Below are 21,074 nucleotides of genomic sequence, written 5' to 3' on the forward strand. Positions count from 1 at the left end.
GGTTCCCGGCGCCCCCGGGGTGGCGACCCGCGACCGGAGCCGGTTCGCCGGGCGCGGGGGGGGGGGGGGGGCCGGGGGGGGGGGGGGGGGGGGGCCCCCGGGGGGGGGGCGCCCCCCCGGGGGGGCCCCCCCCCCGCCTCGGCGGGTTCAGCGCGCTCAGACGGCCGAGCCGGCCTTCCACGCCGCCCAGTTCAGGTTCCAGCCGTTGAGGCCGTTGTCCGGGGCGACGGTCTTGTCGCCCGTGTTCTTCACGACGACGACGTCACCGATGAGCGAGTTGTCGTAGAACCACGCGGCAGGGGTGTTCTTGTCGCCGGCGCCCTTGGTGTCGGACAGGCCGACACAGCCGTGGCTGGTGTTCACCGCGCCGAAGATGGACTTGGCACCCCAGTAGTTGCCGTGGATGAACGTGCCGGAGTTCGACAGACGCATGGCGTGCGGCACGTCCTTGATGTCGTACTCGCCCTTGCCGTCGTCGTTCGTGAAGCCGACGGTCGAGCCGTCCATCCGGGTCTCCTTGAACTTCTCGGAGATCACCATCTGGCCCTGGTACGTCTTGTTCTCGGGGGAGCCCGCCGAGATCGGGATGGTCCTGATGGTCTTGCCGTCCTGGGTGACCTTCATGGTCTTGGTCTTGGCGTCGACGATCGAGACCTGGTTGCGGCCGATCTTGAAGGTGACCGTCTTCTGCTGCACGCCGTAGACGCCGCTCGCGCCCTCGACGCCGTCGAGGTCGAGCTTCAGGGTCACGGTGGAGCCGCCGGTCCAGTAGCTCTCGGGCCGGAAGTCCAGACGGTTGGCGTTGAACCAGTGTCCGACGACCTCCTGGCCGCTGCTGGAGGAGACGGTGATCCCCTTCTGCACGGCGGCCTTGTCGGTGATCGCCTTGTTGAAGTTGATCGAGACCGGCATGCCGACGCCGACGGTGGAGCCGTCCTCCGGCGTGAAGTTGCCTATGAAGCTGTTCGCCGGGGAGACCGTCGTGAACGAGGTGTTCTCGTGGGCGGTGCGGCCCTCGGAGTCGGCGGCCTCGGCGGCGATCTTGTAGGTGGTGGCCCGCTGGAGCTGCCCGGTGGGCTTCCAGCTCTTCTTGTCGGCGGATATCTGGCCCGCGACCGCGGTGCCCTCCGCGGTCTGCATGGTGACGGACGTGAGCGTGCCCTTGCTCACCGTGACCGCGGTGCCGTTGTTGATGGAGGCGTTGTCGGAGCCGTCCTTGGGTGTGATCTTGATCTGGGCCTCTGAGGTCTTCTTGGCTGCCGCCTCGTCGACCTTGGCCTGCGACGAGCTGTCGCCGCCGCCGTCGCCGTCGGCCTTGGCGTCGCCGTCGCTGCAGCCAGAGAGCACCAGAACACCGCCGAGCAGTGCGGACGCGGCCATCAGGCCCCTGCGCCGCTTACTGTCCGTCATCACACGCTTCTCCATCGTCGCCGAATCACCAAAAGTCTCGAATGGCCCCGTAGGAACCATCAACGCTACGACCGGTTCGTCCCGTTCCACACTCCTCGGAAGTGTGGGGCACACCACGTTCGGACATGCGCCGCGTGGTGCGGATGCGGTCAGTGCGTCTGTTGAGACGAAGAAACCCCGGACGGCGGTTGCCGCCCGGGGTCACGTTTCCCCAAGCCGCGTCAGCCGAGCGTGTCTTCCTCGTCGTCCTCGTCAGCATCATCCTCGTCGAGGTCCCAGTCGGGCGAATCGGGGTCGTATTCGATGGGCTCGCTGCTCCACGACGCCTGCGCGAGCTCGATCCCGGGCACCTCGCTGACCAGGTCGAACGGGTCCACCAGATAGGCGAGGGCCTCGGCCGTGTCTTCCGTCACTGCGTTCTCGGCGTGCGCGCGCTCGTCCGCGGGCAAGTCGGTGTCCCCGGCGATACGCCGCAGCGCGGCCTTGGTGACGGCGTCGGCGTCGTCGATCTCCAGCACGAGTTCGACACGAAGCCGTACAAACTGTGATGTCTCAGGAGTACTCATGGGACGGAGCGTAAGGCCCAGGGGTGGCACGACTTTCCCACGACCCGCGCCTTTCATTAGCATCGCCCCACACGGCCAATTCGCCCGCGCCACAAGGGGATCGATATTTCGTGTCCGCCGCACGTCGATCGTTGCTGACCGCCACCGCAGCCGGGACCCTCCTGGGTGCCCTGTGGTTCGTCCCGTCCGCCAACGCGACCCAGGACCAACCCAGTCCGGGCGTCTCGGCGTCGGCCACCGCGACGACGACGCCCGAGGCGCGCACCGCGACGGACTCGGACACGCAGTCCGACGGGACCCACACCCAGCTCGCCGACACCGGAAGCGTCGACACGACGCCGTACGTCGTCGGCGGCACCCTCTTCCTCGCCCTGGGCGCCGGATTCGTGACGTACTCGGTGCGCCGCGAGCGCACGATGGCCTGCTGAGCGCGGTACTCCGGTTCGGACCGACCCACGGGGAATCCATGCGAGACCTGACCGAGCTGACCGACGTCGAGGAGCCCTCCTGGCCGCTCCTGTCCGAGGCACTCGCCGCGAGCGGGGTGTCCATGGACGTCCTGCCCGCGGACCCGGCGCTGGGACGTGCCACCCTGCTCCAGCTCCAGGTCACCGCGCGGTCCTGGCTGGGCGGTCTGGTGCTCAACTGCGGCGGCCTGGTGCTGGACAGCGGCTGGCTGCGCATCTACGGCAGTCCGGCCGCCGACACCTCCACGGGACTGCCCGGCGCGTCGGCGGACCTGCCGAGCCTCGCCGAGGTCAACGAGTTCCCCGAGCGGTTCGACCCGTCCTGGCGCCCCGCGAACGGACTCGTCGTCGGCCACGACGTGCTGGGCGGGGTCTTCCTCGTCAACGGCGCCGACCCGGAGGCGGCGGGCCGCCCCGGACGCCCCGGCGAGATCGTCTACTTCGCGCCGGACTCGCTGCACTGGGAGGCCCTCGAAGTGGGCCACGGGGAGTGGCTCGACTGGTTCCTGCGCGAGGGCACCGACCGGTTCTACGACACGCTGCGCTGGCCGGGCTGGCGTGCCGAGTCCGGTCTCCTGGGCGGGACGCAGGGCCTCTCCGTCGTGCCGTTCCTGTGGTCGGCCGAGGCGCGCCGCGACCTGCACTCGACCAGCCGCCGCGCGGTGCCGCTGGCCGAAATCCTGCAGCTCCACCGGGACTTCGCCCTGAAGCTCGACAAGGTCGACCCCGGGTTCTTCGGCAGCCCCTGACACCGGTCCGGGCACAGGGCCCGCCGAGGTCCCCAGGTCGGTGCGGCGCCACCCGCCCGGCACGGCGGCTCGGCCGGGCGGCTCACCGGGACGGCCCGAGAACCGCCGCGCACCGGGCCGCCACCGCCTCTCCTCGGGGCGCGGCACCGGCTGTCCTGCCCGGAGCCGCCGACGGGCTTCCGCGGGCGCGCTACGCGGCCCTGCGGCCGCCGCCGTCCCTGCCTCCGCCGTCCCTGCCGCCACGGCCGGCGCCACCGCGGTTCTGCCCGCCGCGGCCGCGACCGCCGCCGCTCTGCGCCACGGCGTCCTGGCCGCGACCCGTGCGGCGTCGCGGAGCGCGCCCGGCGCCGTCCGTGCGGGCCGAGCCCGTACCGCCCTCGGCCGTCGCACGGCGTCCGCCGCCGTCACCGGAACCGCCGCGGCGTCCCGTGCCGGGACGGGTCCTGGCACGCGGCTTCGGCTGCTCGGCGGGCTGCGGCACCTCGATGACCACGGGCACGCCGGAGGGCTCGCGCGCTCCGGTCAGACGGGTCAGCTCCTCGTCGCCGGACCTGACACGCGCGGTGCGCGGGGTGATGCCGGCGTCGGCCATCAGTCGGGTCATCTCCCGCTTCTGCTCCGGGAGTACGAGGGTGACGACGCTGCCGGACTCACCCGCGCGCGCGGTGCGTCCGCCGCGGTGCAGATAGTCCTTGTGATCGGTGGGCGGGTCCACGTTGACGACCAGGTCGAGGTCGTCGATGTGGATGCCGCGAGCCGCCACGTTGGTGGCGACCAGCGCGGTGACCTGGCCGTTCTTGAACTGGTCGAGGGTGCGGTTGCGCTGCGGCTGGCTGCGCCCGCCGTGCAGCGCGGACGCCCGTACGCCGTTGGCGAGCAGCCGCTTGGTGAAGCGGTCGGCGCCGCGCTTGGTGTCGACGAACAGGATCACCCGGCCGTCCCGCGCCGCGATCCGCATGGCGACGGCCTTCTTGTCGGTCTCGTCGGCCACGTGCAGCACGTGGTGCTCCATGGTGGTCACCGCGCCCGCCGACGGGTCGACGGAGTGCACCACGGGGTCGGTGAGGAACATCCGCACGAGACGGTCGATGTTCTTGTCGAGCGTCGCCGAGAACAGCAGCCGCTGACCGTCCGGCTCGACCTGCCGCAGCAGCGCCGTGACCTGAGGAAGAAAGCCCATGTCGGCCATCTGGTCGGCCTCGTCGAGGACGGTGATCGCGACCTGGTCCAGGACGCAGTCACCCCGCTCTATGAGGTCCTTGAGGCGGCCCGGAGTGGCCACCAGCACCTCGGCGCCACGGCGCAGCGCACCGGCCTGGCGGCCGATCGACATCCCGCCGACGGCCGTGGCGACGCGCAGCTGGACGGAGGTCGCGTAGGGCGTCAGCGCGTCGTCGACCTGCTGGGCCAGCTCACGGGTGGGCACCAGGACGAGGGCGAGCGGCGCCCTCGGTTCGGCGCGGCGGCCCGCGGTGCGCGCCAGCAGGGCGAGCCCGAAGGCCAGCGTCTTGCCCGATCCCGTGCGGCCGCGGCCGAGGACGTCACGGCCCGCGAGGGAGTTGGGCAGGGTCGCGCCCTGGATCGGGAAGGGCTCGGTGACACCGTTCGCGGCGAGGGTCTTCGTCAGCGCGGCCGGCATGTCCAGGGCGTCGAAGGAGTCGACGGCGGGCAGTGCGGGCGTGAGGGTCTCGGGCAGGGAGAACTCCTGCGGCGGCGTGACCGGGCGGGTCGCGCCCCTGCCCGCACCACGGCCGGCGCCGCGGCCCGCGTTCCGCGCGGCACCACCCGTCCGAGCCGGACCGCCGGACCTGGCGGAACCACCGCCGCGTGCCGGGCCGTCGGACTTCGCGCCGCTGTTCTTCACGGCGCCGCCGCTCCTCGTGGCACCGCCGTTGTGGGCGGCACCGCCATTCTGGGCGTCGCCACGTGCGCGCGTCGGCCGCTTACGGGCGGGACGTTCGGATCGAGTCATGCTGGATCTGGTTTTCCTTCCTGGGCCCCACGGACTGCACGCACCGAGCCCGTCCGCGGACGGGCGTTCACAGCACGAGCCGGGGCCCGCACCCGAAGGTGCGGGCCCCGGCTCTGGAAAAGCGCGACCCCGGATCAGGCGGGGACGATGTTCTCCGCCTGCAGGCCCTTCTGGCCCTGCGCGACGTCGAACGAGACCTTCTGGCCCTCCAGCAGCTCACGGAAGCCGGAGCTGGCGATGTTGGAGTAGTGGGCGAAGACGTCGGGGCCGCCGCCGTCCTGCTCGATGAAGCCGAAGCCCTTTTCCGAGTTGAACCACTTCACGGTTCCTGTAGCCATGTTGTTCTCCCGAACAGGTAAGGGTCCCATCCGGAGATGCACCGGGAAATGCCGGAGATGCCGGTAAAACAAAACGCGCCTGCGGAAGATTCCGATCAGGCGCACAAAGTAAATGGGTACCAAAACGTATCAATGCGAGACCCTAGCACACCGGGGAGGGCGGCCCGGTGCGGAGGGGCGCCGGCGGACGGCGCCCCTCCGCGTGCCACGGGGTCTCCTACTGGAGCGGGCCGGTGACCGGCTCCACGGCCGTCAGCACCCCGCCCGCGCGCACGAACGCGTCCGCCGCCTCCAGGTCGGGGGCGAGGAAGCGGTCCGGCCCGGGGCCCTGGACGCCGGCCGCGCGGACGGCGTCGATGACCGCCTGCGTCGCGGGGGCCGGGGACAGGCCTTCACGCAGCTCGATCGCGCGCGTGGCGGCGTACAGCTCGATGGCGACGATGCGGGTGAGGTTGCCCACGGCGGTGCACAGCTTGCGCGCCGCGGACCAGCCCATGGAGACGTGGTCCTCCTGCATCGCCGAGGACGGGATGGAGTCCGCGGACGCCGGGACGGCGAGGCGCTTCATCTCGCTCACCAGGGCGGCCTGCGTGTACTGGGCGATCATCAGGCCCGAGTCGACACCGGCGTCGTCCGCGAGGAAGGGCGGCAGGCCGTGCGAACGGTTCTTGTCGAGGAGCCGGTCGGTGCGGCGCTCGGCGATGGAGCCGAGGTCGGCGGCGGCGATCGCGAGGAAGTCGAGCACGTAGGCGACGGGGGCGCCGTGGAAGTTGCCGTTCGACTCGACGCGGCCGTCGGGCAGTACGACCGGGTTGTCGACCGCCGAGGCCAGCTCGCGCTCGGCGACCGTGCGCGCGTGGGCGAGGGTGTCGCGGCCCGCGCCGGCGACCTGCGGCGCGCAACGCACGGAGTAGGCGTCCTGGACGCGCGGGGCGTCGTCCTGGTGGTGCCCGGTGAGCTCCGAACCCTTCAGCACGGCCAGCATGTTGGCGGCGCTGGCGCCCTGTCCGGGGTGCGGGCGGATGGCGTGCAGTTCGGGCGCGAGGACCTTGTCGGTGCCGAGCAGCGCTTCGAGCGAGAGGGCGGCCGTGACGTCGGCCGACTTGTACAGCGCCTCCAGGTCGGCGAGGGCCATGACCAGCATGCCGAGCATGCCGTCGGTGCCGTTCAGGAGGGCGAGCCCCTCCTTCTCGCGGAGCTCCACGGGGGTGATGCCGTGTTCGGCGAGGAGCTCGCCGGCGGGGCGCACGGTGCCGTCGGGGCCCTCCGCGTCGCCCTCGCCCATCAGCGTGAGCGCGCAGTGGGACAGCGGCGCCAGGTCGCCGGAGCAGCCGAGCGAGCCGTACTCGTGGACGACCGGGGTGATGCCGGCGTTCAGGATGTCCGCCATGGTCTGCGCGACCTCGGGGCGTACGCCCGTGTGGCCGGAGCAGACGGTCTTGAGCCGCAGGAACATCAGCGCGCGGACGACCTCGCGCTCGACGCGCGGACCCATCCCGGCCGCGTGCGAGCGGACGATGTTGCGCTGCAGCTGGGCGCGCAGCTCCTGGCTGATGTGCCGGGTCGCGAGGGCGCCGAACCCGGTGGAGACGCCGTAGACGGGCTCCGGCTTGGCCGCCAGCGCGTCCACGATCTCGCGGGCCGCGGCGAGGGCCGCCGCCGCCTCGCCGGAGAGCTCGATCCGGGCGTCGTCGCGCGCCACGGCAAGAACGTCGGACGCGGTCACGCCGGACGTCCCCACCACCACAGTGTGCATATCCATATTCAGGAGCGTACGCAGTGAATTCCTTGATGTCACTAGTGGGTGCCGGGTTGACCCCTTACTCCGGCGAACGTCACAGCGGACCTCCGGACGTCCGGGGCCGCCCGGTCCACGACGGCGGGCAGGTCAGGGGCGCAGCTGGTGGCGTCCGCGGAAGCGGCGGCGCTCCCCCTCGGTGGGCGACGGAGCGTCCGCGAGCTGTACGACCGGGTCGTCGGGGCCCTCACGCCCGGCGACGACGGGCCGTGCCGCGCGGACGGCCTTGGCCCGGTACTGGGCCGCGTCCGCGAGCCTGAACAGCCGGCGGGCGGACCGTACGGGCCCGATCGCCTCCTCGGTCGAGGCGACCCCGCACGCCACACCCTCGCCGAGCTCCAACTCGGCCGCACGGCGGCACAGTTCGTCGGCGATCCGGACCACGGCCGCCGCCGGCGGGCCCACCGCCAGCAGACAGAACTCGTCGCCGCCGAGGCGGGCGGCCAGGGTGCCCGGAAGCATGGCCCCGCACAGGGACAGCACCGACCCGAACCGTTCGAGGAGCCGGTCGCCGACCGCGTGCCCGCGGGTGTCGTTGACGCGCTTGAGCCCGTTCAGGTCGCAGACCACGAGACTGACCACGACGCCGTCCTTCTTGTACTGCTCGACCGCTTCGTCGAGCCGCATGTCGACGGCGCGGCGGTTGGCGAGCCCGGTGAGGGAGTCCGTGAACGCCAGCCGCCGCGCCTCCTCCAGGCGTTCGGTCTGCGCTATCCCGGCGGCGACGACGGAGGCGAGCACGGTCGCGAAGTCGGCGTCCGCCCTGTCGAAGACCGGGACACCGGCGGAGCGGGCCACGTACAGCTCGCCCCAGGCCCGGCCGTGCAGGACGATCGGCGCGACCACGCAGCAGCCGCGCCCCCGACGGCGCAGTGCGGCGACGCGCTGGTGGCAGTACCCGGCGCCGCCGCCCGCCGGGCCGTCAGCTGTCTCCACCCAGGCGTTCGGGCCGCCACCGCCCGCCCAGCGCTCGTGCAGGAACTCGGTGATCTCCGGGAACTGGTGCACCGGATAGGACTCCCCGTCCGGGAACTCGGCCTCGTCCGCCGCCCGGTCGCCCACGTTGGCGAGCACCCTCAGCCGCCCCAGCTCGCGCTCCCACACGGAGAGCGCGGCGAAGCTTCCGGTCAGCGCGTGGCACGCACCGAGGGCCGCGGCCCGCCACGACTCGCGTGGGGTGCGTGCCGCCGCCATCCCCTGCGCCAGCTCCACCACGGCCTTCAGCCGACTGTCCTCACCCATCACCCCAGGCTAGGTAAAAACATGGCATTTAGGGACATTGATACGGCGAACAGGGGTCCGAGCGGGCGGGCGCCGCCGGAAGGGACCCGACAGGGAGCCGGCGGGAGCCGCCCGGGGCGCCGGCGGGAACCACCGGACACGGCTCGGCACGAACCGCCCGAAAGTGCCGGAGGAAGCCACCGGCAGGGGCCCGCGCGGACCGCCCGAAGCGTCGGAGGGAGACGCCGGAGACCGTCGGCGCGAACCCCCCGAAGCGTCCGAGGGAGTCGCCTGAAGAGGCGGGGCGACCCCGGCGGGAGCCCTACCGGGCGCCCCCGCCGGACAGACGCCGGCAGGCACTTCTCACTCGCCGGGCCACTGCGGGGCACGCTTCTCGTTGAACGCCGCCACACCCTCGGCCCGGTCCCCCGAGAAGGCGACCGACCGCCATGCGGAGTCCTCGACCTCCAGGCCCGCACGCAGGTCCAGGCCGTGACCGAGCCGCAGCGCCCGCTTGGCCGCGCGCAGGCCGACGGGGGAGTTCGCGGCGATGCGCGCGGCGAGCGCGAGGGCCTCCGTCGTGTCCTGTCCGGCCTCCACCAGCTCGTCCACGAGACCCAACTCCCGCGCCTCGGCCGCCTCCAGGCGCCGCGCCGAGAAGATGAGCTCGGCCGCGCGGGCCGCGCCGACCCGCCGGGGCAGCAGCTGCGTGCCGCCGCCACCGGGGATCACCCCGACGGACACCTCGGGCAGCCCGACGACCGCCGTGCGGTCGGCCACGATCAGGTCGCACGACAGCGCCAGCTCGAACCCGCCGCCCAGCGCGAAGCCGTGCACGGCCGCGATGGTCGGCATCGGCAGCTCCAGGACACCCGTGTACGCGGCCCGCGCCACCGGGCGCTGCCGCACCAGGTCGGCGTCGGTGAAGGAATTGCGCTCCTTCAGGTCGGCGCCGACGCAGAAGGCCCGCTCATGGGTGGACGCGAGCACCACCACGCGTACGTCCCGGTCGGCGGCGAGCGCGTCGCAGGCCCCGGCGATCGAGCGGGCCATCTCGGTGGACACCGCGTTCATGGCCTTGGGCCGGTCGAGGGCGAGCTCGGCGACGTGCCCGTGCCGCCGTACGGCGACGAACTCCCCGAACCGCCGCTCGTCGACCTGCTCCGTCGTCGACTCCGGCCCCTGCTCCGCCATGACGCCCTCCCGGTTAACGTGGGTTAACAACCGACGCCCCGATCATCGCAGCCGACGCCGCCCCAGGAAACCCGCTCCCCCGCCCCGTACGTCCCCGTTCGGGTGACATCCGGCCCAACTCCCGCACATCGCGCGCGAACCGTGCATAGCCTGCGCACCGCCACAGCGCTTCGGGGGGCGCGGGCACGTAGGGGAGGGACGACCATGACGAACGGCCGTACGACAGATGTCGGCAGGACCCGCCCGGAACCTCAGGCCGGCCCCACGAAGAACAACGCGCCACGGACCGGCCCCGCGCCGGCCCGCACGACAGATCCGGCTCCTTCCGGAACGGCCCCGGCCCCCACCACCGCCGCGGCCCGACCGGACGACGTCAGCCGCACACCCACGGACACGACCGGGAACGCCACCCGAGGGGCCGCCGGCGGCGGTGGGCCGTCGGTGAGCGGCATGAGCGACGGCCCGTCGAGGGCCCGCACGCGCAGCGCCTCGGCCGCCGCGGACGCCGACGCCACCGCGGAGAGCGGTACGGCCGACAGCGGCACCCCGCGGGCCGACAGCCCCGGCACCCGCCCCGCACGCCCCGGCGCGGCCGGGAACGGTCCCGCGCGGACCGGCACGGGCGGCACGGGCGGCACGCAGGGCGCCTCGGCCGCCGCGGACACCGACGGCACCCCGGAGGGCGATACGGCCGCCGGCGGCACCCCGGAGGGCGGTACGGCCGCCGGCGGCACCCCGGAGGGTGGTGAACACGACAGCGGCACCTCGGAAAGGGATACGGCCGGCGGCACCCCGGAAGGCGCCTCGGGCAGCCCTCGGCGCTCCGGAAGCGGTGGTGCCGGCGCGAAGGGCGGCCCGGTCCGGTCGGCCCCCGTGGCGGACGGTGCCCGCGGGCGCCGCGCCGCGTCCTCGGGGCCCCGCCCTCGCGAGGGGGCGCCGAAGTCCGGGGACGCCGCCGTCGCGCCCGGGCGGTTCCGCCCCGTGCGGGGCCGGCACCGCAGGCCGCGGCCGAGGCGGGTGCTCTTCGCCGTGGGGGGACTCGCACTCGCCGCGGGGGTGCTGAGCCTCGCGCGGGTGGCCCCCGACTCGGTGATCGGGGGCGGCGGGAGCGCGGAGGCCGAGCCGCGCGCGGGGAACGCCACCGACCCCGCGGGCTCGGCGGGGTCCGCCGTCACCACGGTGGAGGCGGTGCCCTCGGCGCGATCGACCGCCGCCACGGCATCCGGCGTGATGGGCGGTGCCGCCACGACTCCGGCATCGGACGACGGCGCCACACCCACGGCGCCCCCGACGACGCCCTCGGCCGTCCCGACGACGCCGTGGCCCCACGGCAGTGCCGTCGCGAGCGACGCACCGGGCGCGACGGGCATCCCCTCCATGCCGGTGACCACCCCGCCGCCGCGGGCGACGACCGCTCCGGCCACTCCGACGCCGGGCACCAGCAGTCACGCCCCGGCGCCGCGGCCCGAGCCGCCGGGCGTCTGCGTCCCGATCGTCGGCATCTGCGTGCACGGGCTGTCGGCGCCCGGCCTCCCGGGGCCACCCGGATGAGCGGCCGGTGCGCCGGTGTCCGGCCCGCCCGGACGACCGGCCCACGGCCCGGCCGGTGCGCGGATGCCCGGGGCTACGACTCGGTGTCCCGGCGTGCGAGCAGCCACGGCTCGATCACACCGAGGCCACGCACCGGGCGCTGCCACATCGGCTGGAGGGCGAAGCGGTAGGTGGGCGGTTCCTCGCCCTCCTTCTCGGCGGTGGCCGCGGCCTCGGCGGCCTCCGCCTCGGAGGCGGGGGCCTCGCCGGTGCGGATCAGTTCCTCCGCGAGCGCGCCGTCCACCAGGACGGCGTCGCGCGGCGCTATCGACGTGAGCCGGCTCGCGAGGTTCACGGTGGTGCCGAACACATCGCCCATCCGCGTGGTCACCGTGCCGAAGGCGATGCCGACGCGCAGCTCGGGCATCGTCTCGTCGTGCGCCATCGTCTCGATGAGCCGCAGGGCGATCTCGGCGGCGATACCGGCGTCGTCGGCCGCGTACAGCACCTCGTCGCCCAGGGTCTTGATCAGGCGTCCCCCGTGCGCGGCCACCAGGTCGGCCGCCGTGGTCTCGAAGGCCTCGACGAGCTCGCCGAGTTCCTCCTCCTCCATGCGGCGGGTCAGCCGGGTGAAGCCCACGAGGTCGGCGAAGCCGACGGCGAGGCGCCGGTCGACCATCTCCTCGTCGTCCGCCGCCTGCACGACCCGGCCGGTGGCGGCGGCGAGCTGGCGCCGCCAGACGTAGACGAGGAACTCCTCCAGCTCGGGCAGGAGCAGCTCGATCAGGGGGTACGTCACCTCGGTGCGGGTCATCCCCGGTTCCGGGGGCTCGGTGAGGCCCTCCAGGAAGGAGTCGATCTGCCACTCGGCGAGACGGGCCGTGGTCTGGCCGGTGGAACGGGCGACCTGCACCGCCATGGCCTCGCTGAGCAGGCCCGCCTCGACGAGACCGGCCAGGCGCCGCAGGGCGAGTACGTCCGCCTCGGTGAGCGCCTTGGCCTGCCCGATGTCGGCGAAGCCCATGGCCCGCCAGAAGCGGGACGCCAGCTCCATGGAGACACCGGCGCTGCGGGCTGCCTGGAAGGGCGTGTAGCGGCGCTCCGCGCCGAGGATGAGCCCTTCCAGGCGGAGCGCCAGGGGGTCCTCGCCGTCCTCCGGCTCGGAGGGGAGGTCCACGTGGCCGTTCGGGTCGGTACGGGCGTCGGGGCCCGTGTCGGACCCCGCGTCCGGCCGTGTCCCGGGCCGGGCGTCGGCCGGCGGGGGCGACGCGTCGGTGACCGGCCCGGCGGTACGGCCCGGCTCGCCGTCAGGGGCGGGCCGGGCGCCCGCGTCGGAGCCGGTGTCGTCGACGGTCACGCCTGCTGCCCTTCCGATCTGCCGAGGTCAGATATCGGCCGCGCTCAACTCTACGGCAGGTGTGCGCTGGCTCACTCCCGACGCCGGGACCCAGGTCGGGAGGTTTCCACGGGCACCGTCCCGGCCGGGGGTTTTCGGCCGCCGGAGCTCCCTACGCGGGCCGCAGGTGCACCACGTCGCCCGCGCCGACGGGCTGCTGCACGCCCGTTTCCGTGGCGATGACCAGCCGGCCGTCCCCGTCCAGGGCGACGGCCTCGCCGGTGATCGAGCGGTCGCCGGGCAGTTCGGCGCGGACCACTCGTCCGAGCGTCGCGCACCCGGCGGCGTACGTCTCCTGGAGACCGGAGGCGACGGGGTCGCCCGCGGCGTCGCGCCACCGCAGGTACCAGTCCTCCAGGGACCGCAGCACGGCCCGCAGCACGGTGTCACGGTCCGTGCTCACCGCTCCCGCGAGCGCCAGCGACCCGGCACCCGGCACCGGCAGTTCGTTCTCCCGCAGGGTGACGTTGATGCCGATGCCGACCACGACGGAGTCCGTCCCGGCCCGCTCGGCGAGGATGCCTCCGGCCTTGCGTTCCTCCCCGTCGATGGTCACCAGCAGGTCGTTGGGCCACTTGAGTGCCGTGTCCACGCCGGCGGCGCGGGACAGCGCGGTCGCGACGGCGACGCCGGTGAGCAGCGGCAGCCAGCCCCAGCGCTCGACGGGGACCCCGGTGGGCTTGAGCAGGACGGAGAAGAAGAGGCCGGAGCGGGCGGGCGCCGTCCAGCTGCGGTCGAGACGGCCGCGCCCGGCGTTCTGTTCCTCGGCGACGAGGACGGCGCCCTCGTCCGCCTTCCCGTCGCCGGCCAGGGCGACGAGGTCGGAGTTGGTGGATCCGGTGCGCTCCACCACCTGGACATCGCGCCACAGGCTTCCGTGCTCGCCGTCGCGGACGAGCGCCCGGTTCAGGGCGGTGGCGTTCAGGGGCGGCCGGTCCAGGTCGGACCACCGGTTGTCGTTCGCGTCTGAAGCATCTCGCGGCGTCATGCAACCCACCCTAGGTGTGGTAAACGCCGCACTGCTGAACGGTAGGCACGCCACTACGCTACGGATGAGTAGCAAGTCCCCCTTCTGAGCACCTCACCCTCACGTCCCCCTAGAGCAGGCAGGGAGCCGCATCCCGATGTCCGAGCCGGAAGAGCTGCAACACCCCGACATCCACACCACCGCGGGCAAGCTCGCGGACTTGCAGCGCCGCATCCAAGAGGCGACGCACGCCGGCTCGGAGCGCGCCGTCGAGAAGCAGCACGCGAAGGGCAAGCTGACGGCCCGTGAGCGCATCGAACTCCTCATGGACGAGGGGTCCTTCGTCGAGTTCGACGAGTTCGCCCGGCACCGCTCGACCGACTTCGGGCTGGAGAAGAACCGTCCCTACGGCGACGGTGTCGTCACCGGCTACGGCATGGTCGACGGCCGCCCCGTCGCCGTGTTCTCGCAGGACTTCACCGTCTTCGGCGGCGCGCTCGGCGAGGTCTTCGGCCAGAAGATCATGAAGGTGATGGACTTCGCGCTGAAGACCGGCTGCCCGGTCATCGGCATCAACGACTCCGGTGGCGCCCGCATCCAGGAAGGCGTCAGCGCGCTGGGCATGTACGGCGAGATCTTCCGCCGCAACACCCACGCCTCCGGCGTCATCCCGCAGATCTCGCTCGTGGTCGGCCCCTGCGCGGGCGGCGCGGTCTACTCCCCCGCCATCACCGACTTCACGATCATGGTCGACCAGACCTCGCACATGTTCATCACCGGACCCGACGTCATCAAGACGGTCACCGGCGAGGACGTCGGCTTCGAGGAACTGGGCGGCGCCCGCACCCACAACGCCACCTCCGGCGTCGCCCATCACATGGCCGGCGACGAGAAGGACGCCATCGAGTACGTCAAGCAGCTCCTGTCGTACCTGCCGTCCAACAACCTCTCCGAGCCTCCCGCGTTCGCCGAGGAGGCCGACCTCGCCCTCACCGACGAGGACCGCGAGCTGGACACCATCGTGCCCGACAGCGCGAACCAGCCGTACGACATGCACGCGGTCATCGAACACGTCCTGGACGACGCCGAGTTCTTCGAGACCCAGCCGCTGTTCGCGCCCAACATCCTGACCGGCTTCGGCCGCGTCGAGGGCCACCCCGTCGGCATCGTCGCCAACCAGCCGATGCAGTTCGCCGGCTGCCTGGACATCGACGCCAGCGAGAAGGCCGCCCGCTTCGTGCGCACCTGCGACGCCTTCAACGTCCCGGTCATCACCTTCGTCGACGTCCCCGGCTTCCTGCCCGGCGTCGGCCAGGAGCACGAGGGCATCATCCGCCGCGGCGCCAAGCTGATCTACGCCTACGCCGAGGCCACCGTGCCCCTGATCACGGTCATCACCCGCAAGGCCTTCGGCGGCGCCTACGACGTCATGGGCTCCAAGCACCTGGGCGCCGACATCAACCTGGCCTGGCCCACCGCCCAGATCGCCGTCATGGGCGCCCAGGGCGCGGTCAACATCCTGCACCGCCGCACCATCGCCGCCGCCGAGGACCAGGACGCCACCCGCGCCCGCCTCATCCAGGAGTACGAGGACACGCTCCTCAACCCCTACACGGCTGCCGAACGCGGTTACATCGACGGCGTGATCATGCCCTCGCAGACCCGCTCGCACATCGTCCGCGGTCTGCGTCAGCTGCGCACCAAGCGGGAATCACTCCCTCCGAAGAAGCACGGCAACATCCCCCTCTAGACCCCGATCGGACTCCTGGGAGCAGATATGACGATCAAGGTCGTACGGGGCAATCCGACCCCCGAGGAGCTGGCCGCCGCACTGGCGGTGGTCAGAGCGCGCGCCGCGGCGGCGGCCTCCGCCCCGTCGGGCGCGCGCCGCGAGCCGGACGCCTGGGCCGACCCGGCCCGGCTGGCGATGAGCCGCCTGCCGGCCCCTGGCCCGAAGGCGTGGGGCCGCACCTACTGGCCCGGTTAGAACGACGGCCCCGGGTTCGTGGACCGGCCGGCGCGGGACGTCCCGGGCCGGCCGCCGGGGACCCCGGGTCCGCGTCCCGTGACCCCCCGAAGTTGAGTACGCGTACTCAGGCGCCCGGTCCCCCGCCGGCCGCACGATCGGGGACATGCTGTGGTCCGACCCCGAGAACGAACCCCCCGAGGAACTCCGCGACATGCAGGAGATGTTGCGGCGCCTGGGCATTCTCGTGGCGCTGGCGATGGTGCTCGCGATGATCCTGCTCGGCGTGACGTGAGCCGCCCGGGCGAGCGGAGCGGACGGACCCCGGCCGGCGGCCCGGATGGCGCCGATACCCTGGGCGCATGACCGATCAGCCGCGCCGCCGTCTCGTGCTGGCCTCGCAGTCCCCCGCCCGGCTCAACCTGCTGCGACAGGCCGGACTCGCCCCCGAGGTGATCGTGAGCGGGGTGGACGAGGAGGCCGTCAGCGCCCCCACCCCCGCCGAACTCGCACTCGCGCTGGCCGAGGCGAAGGCCTCCGTCGTCGCGGCCCGCCCCGAGGTGCAGGGCGCACTGGTGATCGGCTGCGACTCCGTCCTCGACCTGGACGGCCAGGCCCTGGGCAAGCCCGCGGACAGCGAGGAGGCCACCGCACGCTGGAAGGCGATGCGCGGCCGGGCCGGGACCCTGCAGACGGGGCACTGCGTCTACGACACGGCGGCCAAGCGCTACGCCTCGGCGACCGCGTCCACCGTGGTCCGCTTCGGCGAGCCCACGGACGAGGAGATCGCCGCCTACATCGCCTCGGGCGAACCCCTCCACGTGGCGGGCGCCTTCACCCTCGACGGCCGCTCGGCGCCGTTCATCGAGGGCATCGACGGCGACCACGGCAATGTCATCGGCATCTCGCTGCCGCTCGTGCGCAGGCTCCTCGCCGAGCTGGGCGTCGGCATCACCGAGTTGTGGACGCCGCGGGAGCAGTGATCAGGAGGCGGAGGGGGCCGGAGGGGCCGCGACCGGGGCTCCTCCGCCGTTGTCCCCGTCCTTGCCGCCCTCGGGCACGGCGTCGGCCGGACCGGCCGCCTCACGGCGGTCGTACGCCAGCAGGGTGAACACGATCAGCCCGAGCACGACCATCATGAAGGCGAACGCGCCCCAGCCCACGAGCCCCACCGTGAACGCGCCGAGCAGGCCGTGCACCACGGCGGCGCTGATCAGCAGGACCCGCCCGAGAACGCGCGGTGCGCGGTCGCGGAGGGCGACCAGCAGGGCGGTGAGGGCACAGGCCGCGAAGTACAGGCCGAAGACCAGCCCGCCGACCTTCGACGACACGGACATCATGTCGGGGTCGAGCCCTGCCAGGGACATGTCCTGGCGGTCGACGACCACGCCGAGGAACCAGTTCAGCAGCGCGATGCCGATCGCTTCCACGAAGAGCACGATCGCCGTCACCCACGCCACCGGTCTGCGCACCACCGGTCCCCACCCACTTCCGCGTGCTGTTACTCCCAGTACGTTCAAGACATCGCGAACGCTACTAACGGGTAAACCGCGGGACAAGGGGTCTGCGCGGGGCAAAGAATCATTGGGCCATTCGTAGGGACTCCACAAAGAAACCTTGTGGGCCGCAGCACGGAGTCACAGAGACCTTGACCACACCAGAGGGCTAGGGTTCAGGGAAGGATTCCAGCGTGCTGCGGTGCGACAAGGGATTTCACGGGTCGGTCGAGCCTCGCATCACGCTCCGTGTGGGCAAGCTCACCACTGGGGACGGGTCGAAAGGTCGTGTCGGCTGTCCCTAAACTCGGCTTGTTTCAAGGAGGGAGCCATCGTGCGCAAGGTGCTCATCGCCAACCGTGGCGAAATCGCTGTCCGCGTGGCCCGGGCATGCCGGGATGCCGGGATCGCGAGCGTTGCCGTGTATGCCGAACCGGACCGGGACGCTCTGCATGTCCGTGCGGCGGACGAAGCGTTCGCATTGGGCGGTGACACCCCGGCCACCAGTTACCTGGACATCGCCAAGGTGCTCCAGGCCGCCAAGGACTCGGGGGCGGACGCGATCCACCCCGGTTACGGCTTCCTGTCCGAGAACGCGGAGTTCGCGCAGGCCGTTCTGGACGCCGACCTGATCTGGATCGGCCCACCGCCGCACGCCATCCGCGATCTGGGTGACAAGGTCGCCGCCCGGCACATCGCCCAGCGAGCCGGTGCCCCGCTGGTCGCCGGCACCCCCGACCCGGTCTCCGGGGCCGACGAGGTCGTCGCGTTCGCCCAGGAGCACGGCCTGCCCATCGCGATCAAGGCCGCCTTCGGCGGCGGCGGCCGCGGTCTGAAGGTCGCCCGCACCCTCGAAGAGGTCCCCGAGCTGTACGAGTCGGCCGTGCGCGAGGCCGTCGCCGCCTTCGGCCGCGGCGAGTGCTTCGTCGAGCGCTACCTCGACAAGCCCCGCCACGTCGAGACCCAGTGCCTGGCCGACACCCACGGCAACGTGGTCGTCGTCTCGACCCGCGACTGCTCCCTGCAGCGCCGCCATCAGAAGCTCGTCGAGGAAGCTCCCGCCCCCTTCCTGTCCGACGCGCAGGTCCAGGAGCTCTACGCCTCCTCCAAGGCCATCCTCAAGGAGGCCGGCTACGTCGGCGCGGGCACCGTGGAGTTCCTCGTCGGCAACGACGGCACGATCTCCTTCCTCGAGGTCAACACCCGCCTGCAGGTCGAGCACCCGGTCACCGAGGAAGTCGCCGGCATCGACCTGGTCCGCGAGATGTTCCGCATCGCCGACGGCGAGGCCCTCGGTTACGACGACCCGGAACTGCGCGGCCATTCCTTCGAGTTCCGCATCAACGGCGAGGACCCGGGCCGCAACTTCCTGCCCGCCCCGGGCACCGTCACCCGTTTCGACCCGCCGACCGGTCCCGGCGTGCGCCTGGACGCCGGTGTCGAGGCCGGCAGCGTGATCGGCCCCGCCTGGGACTCCCTGCTCGCCAAGCTCATCGTCACCGGCGCCACCCGCGAGCAGGCCCTGCAGCGCGCCTCCCGCGCCCTGGAGGAGTTCCAGGTCGAGGGCATGGCCACCGCCATCCCCTTCCACCGCGCGGTGGTCAAGGACCCGGCCTTCGCCCCCGAGCTGGCCGGCACCACCAACCCGTTCACGGTCCACACCCGCTGGATCGAGACCGAGTTCGTGAACGAGATCAAGCCGTTCGCCGCTCCGGCCGACGCCGAGACCGACGAGGAGCCGGGCCGCGAGACCGTCGTCGTCGAGGTCGGCGGCAAGCGCCTGGAAGTCTCCCTGCCCTCCTCTCTGGGCATGTCGCTGGCCCGCACCGGCCTCGCCGCGGGTGCCAAGCCCAAGCGTCGCGCCGCCAAGAAGTCGGGCCCCGTCGCGTCGGGCGACGCCCTGGCCTCCCCCATGCAGGGCACGATCGTCAAGATCGCTGTCGAGGAGGGCCAGGAGGTCAAGGAAGGCGACCTCGTCGTCGTCCTCGAAGCGATGAAGATGGAGCAGCCGCTCAACGCCCACCGCTCCGGCACCGTCAAGGGCCTGTCCGCCGAAGTCGGCGCCTCCGTCACCGCGGGCGCCGCCATCTGCGAGATCAAGGACTGACCCGCGGCCACGGCCGCGGACAACAGCACAGCAGTACCGAACCCGGGAGCGCCCGGCGGACCGCGTCGACCGGTCCGCCGGGCGCTCCGGTCCTGCCGGCGCCCGTCACCGTCCCGGCGTGCGGGTGCCGCCCGGGGCGACCGCCCGCGGGCGCCGATGGCATGCTGGACCGCATCCGCACGGCAGGAGAGGTCAGGTGGCGGCCATGGCGGGCCCGACCGCACGGGAGAGGACGCACGTCCCCGCGTCCCCGGTAGGCCACGGGGCGCCGCGCGCCATGCGCGCCGACGCCCGGCGCAACCACGAACGGCTGGTCGCCGAGGCCCGGTCCGCGTTCGCCGAGCACGGCACCGACGCCTCCCTGGAGGACGTGGCCCGGCGTGCGGGGGTGGGGATCGGCACGCTGTACCGCCACTTCCCCAATCGGCACTCCCTGATGAGCGCGGTGTTCGAGGACGCGGTCGGCGACCTGCTGTCCCGCTCGCGTGAGCTCCTCGACGCACCGCAGCCGTGCACCGCCCTGGTGGAGTGGCTGCGCGCCATCATCACTCATGCGGGTGAGTACCGCGGGCTCGCGCGTGCCCTCATGTCGGCCGCCCGGGACGACACTTCGGATCTCGCGCGGTGCAGCGGCCCGATGACCGAGGCGGGCAGCGCCCTGCTGCGCCGCGCCCAGGACGCCGGCGCCGTACGCCCCGACGTCTCGATCGGCGATCTGCTCCAGCTGACCAACGCGATCGCGCTGGCCGCCGAGGAGACCCCGGACGAGCCCGAACTGGCGGACCGTCTGCTCGGCCTGACCCTGCGTGGTCTGAAGGCGTGACCCCGCGCGGGGCCCGGCCGATGGGACAGGCCCCGTCGCAGGCCCCCGCGGGAGTGCCGGAGGGCCCGTCAGGAGCGGTCAGCGGCGGCGGAGATCGGCCACCCTGGCCCGCTCGCCCTGCGGCTGTTCCCCGAGGACCGTGGCGCTGCGCAGCTGCGGGCCCGTGCCCGGAACCACCTGGCTGCGACGTGGTCCCGGGAGGGGGACGTCCCGGCGCGGCTGACGCCCCGCCGGGACGGGATCCCCTCCCGCACCGCCCGAGGCGGATGACCCCGCCACCGCGATCTGGACGCCCTGGTCGGCCAGCGCCTGGAGTTCGGTGACCGCACGGTCGTCGTGCGCCGGCGGCTCGTCGGTGACCAGACGCGTGATCACGTCGGTCGGCACGGTCTGGAACATCGTGTCCGTGCCGAGCTTGGTGTGGTCGGCGAGGACCACGACCTCGGCCGCCGCCTGCACCAGGGCCCGGTCCACGGACGCCGAGAGCATGTTGGACGTGGACAGGCCGCGCTCGGCGGTCAGCCCGCTCCCGGAGAGGAAGGCCCGGGAGACGCGCAGCCCCTGGAGGGACTGCTCGGCGCCGGAGCCGACCAGGGCGTAGTTGGAGCCGCGCAGGGTGCCGCCGGTCATCACGACCTCGACACGGTTGGCGTGGGCCAGCGCCTGTGCCACCAGCAGGGAGTTGGTGACGACGGTGAGTCCGGGCACCCGCGCGAGCCGGCGTGCCAGCTCCTGCGTGGTGGTCCCCGCGCCCACCACGATGGCCTCGCCCTCTTCGACGAGACCCGCGGCGAGATCGGCGATGGCCGTCTTCTCGGCGGTCGCGAGATGCGATTTCTGCGGAAAGCCGGACTCCCGCGTGAACCCGCCCGGCAATACCGCACCGCCATGCCGGCGGTCGAGGAGTCCTTCTGCCTCCAGTGCGCGCACGTCCCGCCGTACGGTCACTTCGGAGGTCTGGACGACGCGGGCGAGCTCACGGAGCGACACGGCCCCGTTCGCACGCACCATTTCGAGGATCAATTGGCGACGTTCTGCAGCGAACACGAAACTGACAGTAACCCCAACGACCGT

The 21,074-nt window shown here is 72.8% G+C and carries 20 protein-coding genes; 9 read left to right on the forward strand and 11 right to left on the reverse strand.

Features of this window, described 5'->3' with window-relative positions; genetic code table 11:
- Positions 1-156 precede the first annotated feature (156 nt).
- Both ACZ4IF_RS28845 and ACZ4IF_RS28850 read right to left on the reverse strand, forming a co-directional pair.
- Positions 157-1,425 (reverse strand): L,D-transpeptidase, encoded by a 1,269-nt coding sequence (locus ACZ4IF_RS28845; protein WP_467567943.1) that lies wholly within the window; start codon positions 1,423-1,425, stop codon positions 157-159.
- Between the two features lie 206 nt (positions 1,426-1,631).
- Positions 1,632-1,976 carry a hypothetical protein gene (locus ACZ4IF_RS28850; RefSeq protein ID WP_467567945.1) on the reverse strand — a complete coding sequence of 115 codons (345 nt, stop codon included), beginning with the start codon at positions 1,974-1,976 and terminating at the stop codon, positions 1,632-1,634.
- 110 nt (positions 1,977-2,086) lie between these two features.
- On the opposite strand from ACZ4IF_RS28850, the gene ACZ4IF_RS28855 reads away from it, so the two are divergent.
- Together ACZ4IF_RS28855 and ACZ4IF_RS28860 are read left to right on the forward strand one after the other, a co-directional pair.
- Positions 2,087-2,404, forward strand: a complete 318-nt coding sequence (locus ACZ4IF_RS28855; protein ID WP_345656397.1) for a hypothetical protein — start codon at positions 2,087-2,089, stop codon at positions 2,402-2,404.
- A 38-nt stretch (positions 2,405-2,442) separates the two neighbouring features.
- The gene (locus ACZ4IF_RS28860; RefSeq protein WP_467567947.1) at positions 2,443-3,192 is read left to right on the forward strand and encodes a DUF2625 family protein; all 750 of its coding nucleotides are present in this window, start codon (positions 2,443-2,445) and stop codon (positions 3,190-3,192) included.
- Positions 3,193-3,382: 190 nt separating this feature from the next.
- Here ACZ4IF_RS28860 and ACZ4IF_RS28865 read toward each other — a convergent pair whose 3' ends face one another.
- From ACZ4IF_RS28865 to ACZ4IF_RS28885, 5 genes are all read right to left on the reverse strand, one after another.
- The gene (locus tag ACZ4IF_RS28865; protein WP_467567949.1) at positions 3,383-5,164 is read right to left on the reverse strand and encodes a DEAD/DEAH box helicase; all 1,782 of its coding nucleotides are present in this window, start codon (positions 5,162-5,164) and stop codon (positions 3,383-3,385) included.
- A gap of 134 nt (positions 5,165-5,298) precedes the next feature.
- Complete coding sequence (locus tag ACZ4IF_RS28870; protein WP_168510673.1) at positions 5,299-5,502, reverse strand: cold-shock protein; 204 nt, start codon at positions 5,500-5,502, stop codon at positions 5,299-5,301.
- Between the two features lie 217 nt (positions 5,503-5,719).
- Positions 5,720-7,258 carry a histidine ammonia-lyase gene (gene hutH / locus ACZ4IF_RS28875; protein WP_467568143.1) on the reverse strand — a complete coding sequence of 513 codons (1,539 nt, stop codon included), beginning with the start codon at positions 7,256-7,258 and terminating at the stop codon, positions 5,720-5,722.
- A 132-nt stretch (positions 7,259-7,390) separates the two neighbouring features.
- Positions 7,391-8,542, reverse strand: coding sequence for a GGDEF domain-containing protein (locus ACZ4IF_RS28880; protein WP_467567951.1), 1,152 nt, complete (start codon positions 8,540-8,542; stop codon positions 7,391-7,393).
- 342 nt (positions 8,543-8,884) lie between these two features.
- Complete coding sequence (locus ACZ4IF_RS28885; protein WP_467567953.1) at positions 8,885-9,715, reverse strand: enoyl-CoA hydratase/isomerase family protein; 831 nt, start codon at positions 9,713-9,715, stop codon at positions 8,885-8,887.
- Positions 9,716-10,165: 450 nt separating this feature from the next.
- Here ACZ4IF_RS28885 and ACZ4IF_RS28890 point away from each other — a divergent pair, with 450 nt between their 5' ends.
- Entirely contained in the window at positions 10,166-11,266 is a 1,101-nt protein-coding gene (locus ACZ4IF_RS28890; protein WP_467567955.1) for a hypothetical protein, read from the forward strand.
- Positions 11,267-11,339: 73 nt separating this feature from the next.
- Here the strand turns inward: ACZ4IF_RS28890 and ACZ4IF_RS28895 are convergent, their stop codons facing one another.
- A complete protein-coding gene (locus ACZ4IF_RS28895; protein ID WP_467567957.1) occupies positions 11,340-12,602 on the reverse strand; it encodes an adenylate/guanylate cyclase domain-containing protein in 1,263 nt (420 codons plus the stop codon).
- 151 nt (positions 12,603-12,753) lie between these two features.
- The gene (locus ACZ4IF_RS28900) at positions 12,754-13,629 is read right to left on the reverse strand and encodes a biotin--[acetyl-CoA-carboxylase] ligase (RefSeq protein WP_467567959.1); all 876 of its coding nucleotides are present in this window, start codon (positions 13,627-13,629) and stop codon (positions 12,754-12,756) included.
- 136 nt (positions 13,630-13,765) lie between these two features.
- On the opposite strand from ACZ4IF_RS28900, the gene ACZ4IF_RS28905 reads away from it, so the two are divergent.
- From ACZ4IF_RS28905 to ACZ4IF_RS28920, 4 genes are all read left to right on the forward strand, one after another.
- Positions 13,766-15,358: an acyl-CoA carboxylase subunit beta gene (locus tag ACZ4IF_RS28905; RefSeq protein WP_095936243.1), complete on the forward strand. Its 1,593-nt coding sequence runs from the start codon at positions 13,766-13,768 to the stop codon at positions 15,356-15,358.
- Positions 15,359-15,385: 27 nt separating this feature from the next.
- Positions 15,386-15,595 (forward strand): acyl-CoA carboxylase epsilon subunit, encoded by a 210-nt coding sequence (locus tag ACZ4IF_RS28910; RefSeq protein ID WP_028802995.1) that lies wholly within the window; start codon positions 15,386-15,388, stop codon positions 15,593-15,595.
- Between the two features lie 145 nt (positions 15,596-15,740).
- A complete protein-coding gene (gene mmpB / locus ACZ4IF_RS28915; protein WP_359493777.1) occupies positions 15,741-15,869 on the forward strand; it encodes a morphogenic membrane protein MmpB in 129 nt (42 codons plus the stop codon).
- Positions 15,870-15,936: 67 nt separating this feature from the next.
- Positions 15,937-16,557: a Maf family protein gene (locus tag ACZ4IF_RS28920; protein WP_467567962.1), complete on the forward strand. Its 621-nt coding sequence runs from the start codon at positions 15,937-15,939 to the stop codon at positions 16,555-16,557.
- Here ACZ4IF_RS28920 and ACZ4IF_RS28925 read toward each other — a convergent pair whose 3' ends face one another.
- Positions 16,558-17,049 carry a hypothetical protein gene (locus tag ACZ4IF_RS28925; protein ID WP_095936241.1) on the reverse strand — a complete coding sequence of 164 codons (492 nt, stop codon included), beginning with the start codon at positions 17,047-17,049 and terminating at the stop codon, positions 16,558-16,560.
- Between the two features lie 355 nt (positions 17,050-17,404).
- Between ACZ4IF_RS28925 and ACZ4IF_RS28930 the strand changes: the two genes are divergently transcribed.
- On the forward strand, positions 17,405-19,177 hold the full coding sequence (locus ACZ4IF_RS28930; RefSeq protein ID WP_467567964.1) for an acetyl/propionyl/methylcrotonyl-CoA carboxylase subunit alpha: 1,773 nt from the start codon (positions 17,405-17,407) through the stop codon (positions 19,175-19,177).
- A gap of 277 nt (positions 19,178-19,454) precedes the next feature.
- A complete protein-coding gene (locus ACZ4IF_RS28935) occupies positions 19,455-20,000 on the forward strand; it encodes a TetR/AcrR family transcriptional regulator (RefSeq protein WP_179332551.1) in 546 nt (181 codons plus the stop codon).
- 78 nt (positions 20,001-20,078) lie between these two features.
- Here ACZ4IF_RS28935 and ACZ4IF_RS28940 read toward each other — a convergent pair whose 3' ends face one another.
- Positions 20,079-21,047, reverse strand: a complete 969-nt coding sequence (locus ACZ4IF_RS28940; RefSeq protein ID WP_467567966.1) for a DeoR/GlpR family DNA-binding transcription regulator — start codon at positions 21,045-21,047, stop codon at positions 20,079-20,081.
- Positions 21,048-21,074: the final 27 nt, after the last annotated feature.

This window comes from Streptomyces sp. NPDC025784, assembly GCF_055558435.1.

Bases quoted from the DNA above. Each gene is read 5' to 3' on its own strand.
- ACZ4IF_RS28845 (WP_467567943.1), bottom strand. From the start codon at position 1,425: ATGGAGAAGCGTGTGATGACGGACAGTAAGCGGCGCAGGGGCCTGATG.
- ACZ4IF_RS28850 (WP_467567945.1), bottom strand. From the start codon at position 1,976: ATGAGTACTCCTGAGACATCACAGTTTGTACGGCTTCGTGTCGAACTC.
- ACZ4IF_RS28860 (WP_467567947.1), top strand. From the start codon at position 2,443: ATGCGAGACCTGACCGAGCTGACCGACGTCGAGGAGCCCTCCTGGCCG.
- ACZ4IF_RS28865 (WP_467567949.1), bottom strand. From the start codon at position 5,164: ATGACTCGATCCGAACGTCCCGCCCGTAAGCGGCCGACGCGCGCACGT.
- ACZ4IF_RS28870 (WP_168510673.1), bottom strand. From the start codon at position 5,502: ATGGCTACAGGAACCGTGAAGTGGTTCAACTCGGAAAAGGGCTTCGGC.
- hutH (WP_467568143.1), bottom strand. From the start codon at position 7,258: ATGCACACTGTGGTGGTGGGGACGTCCGGCGTGACCGCGTCCGACGTT.
- ACZ4IF_RS28880 (WP_467567951.1), bottom strand. From the start codon at position 8,542: ATGGGTGAGGACAGTCGGCTGAAGGCCGTGGTGGAGCTGGCGCAGGGG.
- ACZ4IF_RS28885 (WP_467567953.1), bottom strand. From the start codon at position 9,715: ATGGCGGAGCAGGGGCCGGAGTCGACGACGGAGCAGGTCGACGAGCGG.
- ACZ4IF_RS28890 (WP_467567955.1), top strand. From the start codon at position 10,166: ATGAGCGACGGCCCGTCGAGGGCCCGCACGCGCAGCGCCTCGGCCGCC.
- ACZ4IF_RS28900 (WP_467567959.1), bottom strand. From the start codon at position 13,629: ATGACGCCGCGAGATGCTTCAGACGCGAACGACAACCGGTGGTCCGAC.
- ACZ4IF_RS28905 (WP_095936243.1), top strand. From the start codon at position 13,766: ATGTCCGAGCCGGAAGAGCTGCAACACCCCGACATCCACACCACCGCG.
- ACZ4IF_RS28910 (WP_028802995.1), top strand. From the start codon at position 15,386: ATGACGATCAAGGTCGTACGGGGCAATCCGACCCCCGAGGAGCTGGCC.
- mmpB (WP_359493777.1), top strand. From the start codon at position 15,741: ATGCTGTGGTCCGACCCCGAGAACGAACCCCCCGAGGAACTCCGCGAC.
- ACZ4IF_RS28920 (WP_467567962.1), top strand. From the start codon at position 15,937: ATGACCGATCAGCCGCGCCGCCGTCTCGTGCTGGCCTCGCAGTCCCCC.
- ACZ4IF_RS28935 (WP_179332551.1), top strand. From the start codon at position 19,455: ATGCGCGCCGACGCCCGGCGCAACCACGAACGGCTGGTCGCCGAGGCC.